We start from the raw sequence: 2,614 nt of genomic DNA on the forward strand, positions 1-2,614 counted from the left end.
CGAGAGCGCGGCCGCGATGGCGTCGTGCTCCTCCGGCGACTTCCGAACCGTGAAAGCACCGAGACACTGCCAGAATTCCTCAATCCGGTCCACCACATAAGGGGCCTCGCCGCCGGAGAGGGCCAGGATGCACGGCGCGCCCAGGAAGAGGTCGGGGCTGGCGGCCGCAAAGCCGGTGCTGTGGCCCCCCGTCATGGGGTGCGCCCCGACCACCTGCTCGGGTCGCGGCAGGTGCCGGCGTGCCAGCTCCGCTACCGGCGCCTTCACGCTGGCCAGGTCCGTCAACAAGGTGTCGGAACGCAAATGCGGTGCCGCGGCCTTCATCACATCGGCCATGGCCTCGATCGGAACGGCCAGAACGAGGAGATCTGCCCACGCTGCGCACTCCGCGAGGGGCATCAGGGGAACGTCCCCGGCGGACGTCAGGTGGCGATCGGAGCCCCGCACCTCCGCTGCGGCGCCGCGGGCGCGGGCCGCCAGCGCGACCGAGCCGCCCATCAGTCCCATACCGATGACGCCGAGGCGCCCGACCACGGGTCGGCTCAAGGCTTGCGCTCGGCCGCCAAAGCCGTGAGGAAGCGCTCGTTCTCCTCGCGCGTTCCGACCGACACCCGCAGGTGGGTCTTGAGCCCGAAGCCGCCGAGCGGCCGGGTGATCACCCCGAAGCGCAAGAGCCGCTCCTGCAGCGCATCGGCGCCGGGGCCGACCTCGAGCAGCAGGAAGTTCGCGTCGGTGTCGGCGAACGGGATGCCCAGCTTCCGGAGGCCGGCCTCGAGCTGCGCGATGCCCTGGTGGGTGAGCTCGGCGATGCGCGCCGCGTGCGCGTGATCGGCGAGCGCGGCCACCGCCGCGACCTGCGCCAGGCTGTTCACGATGAACGGGTGGCGCGCGCGCTCCAGGTAGGAGATGAGCTCCGCGTCGCCGATCGCGTAGCCGATGCGCAGCCCCGCGAGCGCATGACCCTTCGAGAACGTGCGCAGCACGACCAGCGTCTTGCGCTCGCGCAGCGCCGCGATCGAGTCGGGGAAGTCCGACCGGCGCACGAACGAGAGGTAGGCCTCGTCGGCGGCCAGCACGATGCGCTCGGGCAGCTCGCGCACCAGGCGCGCGAACTCCGCCGCGCCGATCGAGGTGCCGGTGGGATTGTTCGGGTTGGCCAGCACGACCAGGCGCGTGCGCGGAGTCACCGCAGCGAGCAGCGCGGCCACGTCGGCACGGTAGGCGCGGTCGAGCGGCGCCAGCACGGGCGTCGCGCCCGCGCCGCGGGTCATGATCGGGTACATGGCGAAGCTGGGCCACGGGAACAGCGCCTCGTCGCCCGGCGCGAGGAAGCACTTGGCGAGCAGCTCGAGAATGCCGTCGGAGCCGCCCGCGAAGCACAGCTGGTTGGTGGCGACACCGAGCTGTGTCGCCAGCGCGTCGCGCAGCGCGAAGCAGGTGTCGTCGGGGTAGCGGTTCAGGTTCTCGGCCGCGGCGAAGATCGCCTCGACCGCGCGCCGCGACGGCCCGATCGGGCTCTCGTTCGACGCCAGCTTCACCGCCGACGCGATGCCGAGCTCGCGCTCGAGCTCCTCGACGGGCTTGCCCGGCACATAGGGATCGAGGTCCCGGATGTGAGCGTTCACGAGCTCGCGCAGCTTCATCGCGCCGCCTCTGCTTCCGGATAGCTGCCGAGGACTTTCACGAAATCGCAGCGTGGGCGCAGCTCGTCGATCGCGGCCGCGACCTTCGCGTCGTCGATGTGGCCCTCGAAATCGCAGAAGAACACGTACTCCCAGGCGCGCACGCGCGTGGGCCGTGACTCGATGCGCGTCAGGTTGACGCCGTGCTGGTAGAACGGCTCGAGCGCCTTGTAGAGCGCCCCGACCTGGTCGCGTTTGATCGAGAACAGGATCGAGGTGATGTCGCGCGAGCTGCGCCGCGGCGGCTCGCGCGCGATCACCAGGAAGCGGGTGGTGTTGTCGATCCGGTCCTCGATCCCGGAGTGCACGACGCGCAGGCCGTACAGCTCGGCCGCGATCGGGCTCGCGATCGCCGCCAGCTCCTCGTTGCGCGCGGCGAGCTCGGCCGCCTGCGCGGTCGAGTGAGTGGTCTGCTGCGGCGCGTTGGGCAGGTTGAGCTCGAGCCAGGCGCGGCACTGCGCCAGCGCTTGCGGGTGCGAGTGCACGGCCCGGATCGCGCGCAGCTCGCCGCTCTTCGACAACAGGTCGTGGTGGATCGGCACGTGGATCTCGGCCGCGATGGTGAGCGGCGAGTCGACGAACAGGTCCAGCGTGTGCGAGACCACGCCCTCGTTCGAGTTCTCGACCGGCACGACGCCGAACTCGGCCTGGCCGGACTCGACCTGCGCGAAGATCGCGTCGGTCGTCGCGGCGGGCCGGAGGTCCGCCATCTGGCCGAACTGCTGGATCGCGGCCTGGTGCGTGTAGGTCGCGGGCGGGCCGAGGTAGGCGACCGACACGCCGCGCTGCTGCGCGATCGACGCCGAGATGATCTCGCGGAACACCTTGCGGACCGCCGGCCGCGGGAACGCGCCCTTCGCCTCGCGCTCGAGCCGCTCGAAGATCTCGAGCTCGCGGCCCGGCACGAACGGCGTGGCGTTGTCCGCCGCCTT

The 2,614-nt window shown here is 71.3% G+C and carries 3 protein-coding genes; all 3 read right to left on the reverse strand.

The features are described from left to right. A partial coding sequence (locus tag VMR86_03780) for a prephenate dehydrogenase (GenBank protein ID HTO06154.1) occupies nucleotides 1–546 on the reverse strand: 546 nt, incomplete at its 3' end. After that, the gene (gene hisC, locus VMR86_03785) at nucleotides 543–1,643 is read right to left on the reverse strand and encodes a histidinol-phosphate transaminase (protein ID HTO06155.1); all 1,101 of its coding nucleotides are present in this window, start codon (nucleotides 1,641–1,643) and stop codon (nucleotides 543–545) included. The genes VMR86_03780 and hisC, both read right to left, overlap by 4 nt. Then, nucleotides 1,640–2,614 (reverse strand): prephenate dehydratase (pheA, locus tag VMR86_03790; GenBank protein HTO06156.1); only part of this gene is annotated, 975 nt, incomplete at its 5' end. The genes pheA and hisC, both read right to left, overlap by 4 nt.

This window comes from Myxococcota bacterium (assembly GCA_035498015.1).
Taxonomy (GTDB): domain Bacteria; phylum Myxococcota_A; class UBA9160; order SZUA-336; family SZUA-336; genus VGRW01.

What these genes read in the sequence shown, in the direction of transcription:
- hisC (HTO06155.1), bottom strand. Translation starts at nt 1,643, where the DNA reads ATGAAGCTGCGCGAGCTCGTGAACGCTCACATCCGGGACCTCGATCCC.